Source organism: Photorhabdus kayaii (genome assembly GCF_025384895.1).
Classification (GTDB): domain Bacteria; phylum Pseudomonadota; class Gammaproteobacteria; order Enterobacterales; family Enterobacteriaceae; genus Photorhabdus; species Photorhabdus kayaii.
Genome location: NZ_JAJAFZ010000020.1, coordinates 61,170 through 67,742, shown reverse-complemented (window position 1 = coordinate 67,742; position 6,573 = coordinate 61,170). Strand labels below are relative to the sequence as shown.

Annotated in this window: 4 protein-coding genes and 1 pseudogene; 4 read left to right on the top strand and 1 reads right to left on the bottom strand. The window is 43.7% G+C overall.

Annotated elements, in window-relative coordinates; translation table 11 throughout:
- Positions 1 to 35 precede the first annotated feature (35 nt).
- A pseudogene (locus LGZ98_RS24235) lies at positions 36 to 215 on the bottom strand (hypothetical protein); the annotation flags it as partial.
- 800 nt (positions 216 to 1,015) lie between these two features.
- Here LGZ98_RS24235 and LGZ98_RS10030 point away from each other — a divergent pair.
- The 4 genes from LGZ98_RS10030 (at position 1,016) to LGZ98_RS10015 (ending at position 6,546) form a co-directional block, all read left to right on the top strand.
- The gene (locus tag LGZ98_RS10030; RefSeq protein ID WP_262978036.1) at positions 1,016 to 1,936 is read left to right on the top strand and encodes a hypothetical protein; all 921 of its coding nucleotides are present in this window, start codon (positions 1,016 to 1,018) and stop codon (positions 1,934 to 1,936) included.
- A gap of 537 nt (positions 1,937 to 2,473) precedes the next feature.
- A complete protein-coding gene (locus tag LGZ98_RS10025) occupies positions 2,474 to 3,163 on the top strand; it encodes a hypothetical protein (protein WP_262978035.1) in 690 nt (229 codons plus the stop codon).
- A gap of 603 nt (positions 3,164 to 3,766) precedes the next feature.
- Positions 3,767 to 5,137, top strand: a complete 1,371-nt coding sequence (locus tag LGZ98_RS10020; RefSeq protein ID WP_262978034.1) for an RCC1 domain-containing protein — start codon at positions 3,767 to 3,769, stop codon at positions 5,135 to 5,137.
- A 236-nt stretch (positions 5,138 to 5,373) separates the two neighbouring features.
- Positions 5,374 to 6,546, top strand: a complete 1,173-nt coding sequence (locus LGZ98_RS10015) for an RCC1 domain-containing protein (protein WP_262978033.1) — start codon at positions 5,374 to 5,376, stop codon at positions 6,544 to 6,546.
- Positions 6,547 to 6,573 lie beyond the last annotated feature (27 nt).

Sequence of the window (6,573 nt, the reverse complement as noted above, 5' to 3'; positions counted from 1 at the left end):
AACCGGGGAGTAATCCCCGGTTGGCTTCCCACTTCTCAGGCCGCCACCGTCTTTATGACGGATTTACGCTGGCCTCCGTGGGCAGAAACGACGAGTCCCGCCGCTGCGGCTTTGTATTCCAGTTTCATGAGGAAGCTATTCCAGCTCGCATCCCCGATAGCGCGGGCAAGCTGGTGATCCTTCATTATGTTGGCCGATTTCAGCGTCTCATTAATTTGAAATATTAGCTTACCTGCCCGCTGTTATTACCAAATTAAGTTACTCGTTCACGTAATAATAGTCATAAAGATGTATATCCCCGCTAAATCCCTCTGCCTAAATCTCATTATTACCACTCTTGTGATCTATCTGTGGAAAATAATCTAAAAACCACTACCAACAATCAGGTGTAGCATTAACCTAAGGTTATCAGCCGATAACTTTTTTCTATTAGATTTTTACTTAAATAATGTCTAATATTATTCATGTCAGTAAAAATTCAGTTTAACCCGCAAGGGATAGGTTTTATGGCATAGGTTCCCCTGTGGGTAAAAGGTAAATCCAATATATACCCTATGGATTTCAAGATGCATCGCTATTCTGCACGCTACCATCTGAGTTTTTGGGATACAAATAGCCAAGGTTACATTGGCCGAGATGGTTTTCCATTCCGGTTTCAACTCAATAAATAATAGTCATATTGAATTATCTCATGTGTATCAGCCAGCAATGGCTGATAAATCTAGCGGCGATAGTAATAGCAGAAAATGGTAGGCAAATATACCTAAAGGCTCGGAAAGCAACATAAAGTAATGCGGACAGTCAGTGCAAAGTGGTATTTGACTTGGGTTTCCTCCGATCAAGAGGAAGTGAATAAGAGCCGGAGTCCAGAGGCTAATTGAACAAAACCTGTCATTAAGACAGATAACGTGTAGTGACGACCTGCACGGGTACCCGATGCAGAAAATAATAACCGGAAAAAGGGGAATCTCTGAAAGGTCGATGTCATTTGACCGGGACGGGATTACAGCAATAAATGAAAATTTCTCACGTAACAACTGGGGAACTATCCCCATCTGAATATCCCATGAATGCGGATAACACATTCATCAACAGAATGAAGCAGGATATTGGCCGGATAACGGCACATTACCGCCAGTGGCCGGTATGGATGATGTGCGTGTCTGTAGGGGCGCTCTTTTCCACCTCGGTATTTGCCGCTGCTACACCCAATTGGAACCCAAGCTGGGCAATCAAAGCTCTCGGGAAACCGGTGATAAATGGGAAAGACAACAACGGTAAGCCAATTCGTTACCCAGAAGTGGGTACCAGTACCTTATTGAATGTCTTTCCGATAGTAAAAAATCATAATTTTCCAAAACCGATAGGAAAAGAGATGATGCTAAAAGACGGCATGTTCTGGGTTAGAGCACAATACAGAATCTTCAAGGTGCCACATGTGGTTACAGGTAAGTATACCTGTAAGATGGTTGCCAAACGTAAAGATAGATCTCCAGGGGAAGCCACAGTGACCCTCTATACGGATGCTATCGTTGTCAATCCAGACATCTACTGGTTCAAGGGAGACAAAAACGTTATGGAATCTAACGTGAACGACCTGACTTACACAGTAAACTGCCTAGGGACCGGATTTTCATGGGAGCGTAAACCCGAAGAGAAATTTGAATTGGAAAGTAAGTGGGAAAACGGGGTACCGTCAATTGAAATGCAAGACACCTGCAATTGGATTCATAATGTTGCTTTCTGGACACCACCAGACAACAATCCGAATAATAGGTTTAAAGACCCAGCCATCCAGAAACCTACTAGTACGGGAAATACGGGCAGTACGGGCAGTACGGGCAGTACGGGCAGTGCTAACCTAGCGAAGCCAGATCCCTGTGATAACCCAGATAATCTATCCGGGGTGAGAAGGGCAGATAGCCGCAATAAATAAAAATCGTTAATAGAACAACCGGGGAGTAATCCCCGGTTGAGCACTCGAAGTACATTGGAAATAGATAACCCGTTTCCATAACGGTCAGTTTTTACGTAAACCATTTAAATATTACCATTCGAACATTAATTCCTCCAGACCTGCCTCATTCACGCTTAACCCTATTATTTATTTACTCGTTCGCGTTACTCTTTCAATACTTTCATTCGTATGATATCTCAATGTATGTGATATTTTCTTTACCGGAACACATCCGCCAAATTATCAACCAATCACTTTTTTCTACTATCTTTCTATGCAAATAACAGGTAATGTTATTCAGTGACAATATAAATCCGGTTTAACTCACAAGAGTAAGTTTTACCTTATCGGTAGAAATACCGCCAGTAAAAACTGACGGCAGTAAGAGCTAAAATCCAATGAGGTAACGTGTAGTGACAGCTTGCACGGGTACCCGGATACAGAAAATAATAATCGGAAAAAGGAGAATCTCTGAAAGGTCGATATAATTTAACCGGGAGGGGATTACAGCAATAAATGAAAACTTCTAAAGAATATTATGTTCATACGTATACACAACCTAGTAAACCTCAAATCACGAGTAATCCTCAAATCATAGACTGGGTTCCTGAAAAAGCCATTTTAGCTCTCGGAAACCCGAAGATATATGGAAAAGAGAATAACGATAAATTGGTTCGTTATCCAGAAAGTGGGACGAGTACCTTAGTCTTTCCTAAAGGTGATCCACATTTCGATTTTCCAGGGACACGTTTACCTGATACCGCAGTGTTAAAAGATATGATGTTCTGGATTAAAACGAAAAACCGAATCTTCATTGTTCCACATGTTGTTACAGGAAAGTACACTTGTGAGATAATAGCCTCCCGCAAAGATGGCCTGCCAGGAGAGGCCACCATAACACTTTATACGGATGCAATCGTTGAAAATAATGAGCCCCAATGGTTCAAAGGGGACAGTAACGTAATGGAGTCTAAGCTACTCGATCTGTGTTACGAAGTATCTTGCGAAGGAACAGGTTTTTCATGGCAGCGAAAACCTGAAGAGCAAGTTCAATTCGAAAATAACTGGGAAAATGGGGTGCCGTTAATTATAATGCAAGACAGCCAAGATATGCAAAATGTGATCTATAGCCTTGTGCTCTGGTCTGCACCCGTTGATTTAAATCCCAATTTTAAAGATCCTGCCAGCCTTTTACCCAATGAATAAAATAATAACCAGCAGAAACTAAGAGTAAAGGTCATTTATCTGGGATGAAGCGATAGCAACACAATGAAAATCTTTAACCAGACAACCGGGGAACAATCCCCGGTTGAATATCCAATGAATACGGATAATATACTGAGTTATCATTCACCTTGTTTTTTATCAACCTGAAATATCACAATATTCAATTCCAGTTATTATACTGATTTTCCAATAAAAATTAAAAAGCGATAACTTCTCACTTCAAATGATAAGTAAATAACCAATTACTGTAACTGTTAATATTTACACTAACCATTTAATATCATGACGTCGGGTTTAACTCTTCTGAGTCACATCATTCACGTTCAATCACATTATTCGTTTACTTTTTCATGTTATCCTTTCAATACTTTCATTCGTATAACACCTCAATTTATGTGATATTTTCTTTACTGGAATACATCCACAAAATTATAAACTGATCGTGTTTTTCTATTATCTTTTTATTCAAATAACAGGTAATGTTACCCCGTGGCAATATAAATCTAGCTTAACTCGCGATAAACCGATTTTATCTTATAGGTAAAAGCAAACCCAATATTAACCTTATTTAGGAGAGCCAATATGAACCCAAATGACCATCTCTCATCAAACATGGCTACCGGTGATCGTTTTATCCAGCAAAACCTAAAATCAGGCAGAGAAAGTAACTCTGGTGGCAATACCTCCATCGTCTCTATTGAATTGGCAGACGATTCGTTTCCGGAAAATAACATTTCTATTAAATTGGAAACCGCCATGTTATTGCAAAATGGCAGAGTGATCACTTGGGGGGAAAAACGGTTTTATAAACAGGAAGTCCCGCCACCAATTGCCGAATTTGCCGAATTGCAAGGTATCGTCAGCCTAAGCGCAACACACTCTGCATTTGCAGGCTTGCAGGCAGATGGCCGCGTGTCTACCTGGGGTATATTCATCAATGGCCTACTCCCCTCAGAATCAGTGGATAAGATGAAGAATATTGTCAGCGTGAGTTCAATTCCAATAAGAGATGTTTTCACGGGCCTACGGGCGGACGGCAGCATAGTCTCTTGGGGAGCAGTGGATTTTTTAAACACGGCTCTGCCAAGAATGTGTGGATTATCGCTACACAATATCATCAGCCTAAGCACAACAGAGCAATCTTTTGCCGCCTTACGGGCAGATGGCAGCGTCGTCTCCTGGGGATTGGATTTTCTGCCAACCCCACCCGAAATTGCCGCATTAAAGGATATTGTCAGCCTACACTCAACAAATAATACTTTCGTGGCCCTACGAGCGAACGGCAGCGTTGTCTCTTGGGGTGTGGAAATTATCCCGCCAGAAATCGCCAAATTACAAGATATCGTTAGCATAACTACCAATTATGATTATGCCGCCGCCCTACGGGCAGACCACAGCGTCGTTTCCTGGGGGGGAATAGTGGTTCCACCCGAAATTGCCGCATTAAAGGATATTGTCAGTTTAAATGCCACACCGTATGCCTTTGCAGCCTTGCGAGCCGACCACAGCATCGTTGCCTGGGAAGATGATATGGGCAGTGGCCTAATCCCACCCCCCGAAATTGCCGCATTAAAAGATATCGTCAGCCTACACTCAACAACAGGTTCATTATCGCGATTTACAGGCTCATTTGCAGTCCTACGGGAAAACCGCAGTGTGGTTGCCTGGGGAAACATCGACACCGGTGGAACATTACCACTTAAGATTGCTCAACTGAACGATATCGTCAGCCTGAGTGCAACATGTAGTGCTTTCGCAGCTCTGCGGGCAGATGGCAGCGTCGTTGCCTGGGGACAACCAAGTCGCGGTGGTTATGTGCCACCGGAAATTGCCAAGTTGAAGGATATCGTTAGCCTGAGCGCATCAAACTCTGCATTTGCAGCCTTGCGAGCAGATGGCCGCAGGGCAGGTTGGGGAGGAGGAGATACCAAAGCACATGGTGAATACGATTAATCAGTAAATGTGTTTTTTAGCAGGAGAGACGCTGGCCTGAAAATTGAGTTAATCCTCATAATCTCTTCACCTGTTATGAGCGGGTTAACACACTGCGTTGACCGCCAGCAAATCAAATACCGCAATACAGGTGCTTACATCCTTTAAGCAGAAACCCAGTTTGACGGGGAAGAAATAGGTTTTGCGGCGCAGAATTCCTACAAATAAATCCGATACAGCCTTATCAGGAGAGCAATATGAATCAACATAACGAGTTCTCATTCAGCACAGAGACCAAAGACACTTTTCTCAAACAACGATCTGGAAGCAAAGCTATCAGCTATGATAGCAATGGCGTCATAGACTCTAATAACTCTGGAACCGCCATATTATTACAAAATGGTCATATCGTTGCCTGGGGGGATACGGACCACGGTGGCGAACTCCCACCTGAGATTGCTCAACTGAACGATATTGTCAGTTTAAGTGCAACATATGCTGCTTTCGCCGCCCTGCGAGCCGACCGCAGCGTCGTTGCTTGGGGGAGTGCGGGCTACGGTGGCAAAATCCCACCTGATATTGCTCAACTGAACGATATTGTCAGTTTAAGTTCAACATATGCTGCTTTCGCCGCCTTGCGAGCTGACCGCAGCGTCGTTACTTGGGGGAGTGCAGGCTACGGTGGCGAACTCCCACCTGATATTACTCAACTGAACGATATTGTCAGTTTAAGTTCAGCATATGATAGTTTCATCGCCTTGCGAGCCGACCGCAGCATTATTAGTTGGACCAGTAGTTATAGTTATGTCCCATCAGACATGGCTCAGCTGAATGATATTGTCAGTTTAAGTATAAATGATAATGCTCTCGCTGCCCTACGGGCAAACCGCAGCGTTGTTGCCTGGGGAGAGGGTTATAGCACTTATGTCCCATCAAAAATTGCTCAGCTGAATGATATTGTCAGTTTAAGTGCAAATGATGATGCTTTCGCTGCCCTACGGGCAAACCGCAGCGTTGTTGCCTGGGGAAGGGCTGATAGGAAGCATATCCCATCAGAAATTGCTCGGCTGAATGATATTGTCAGCCTAAGTTCGACAAATTCTGCTTTCTCGGCCTTACGGGCAAACCGTAGTGTCGTTGCTTGGGGAGATCTAGATAATGGTGGCATACTCCCACTCGATGTTGCTCAACTGAACGATATCGTCGGCCTGAGTGCAACAAATTCTGCTTTCGCGGCCCTGCGGGCGGACCGTAGTGTCGTTGCCTGGGGGAAGCCAAGTACCGGTGGGTTTGTTCCACCCGAAATCGCTAAATTGCAGGATATTGTCAGCGTAGACTCATCGGGGAGCGCCTTTACGGCTTTGCGAACAAATGGCAAACGAGTTGGCTGGGGAGGCGGGGATATTAAAGCACATGGTGAATACGATTAATTGCCGATTAAGCCATACTCTTTCATT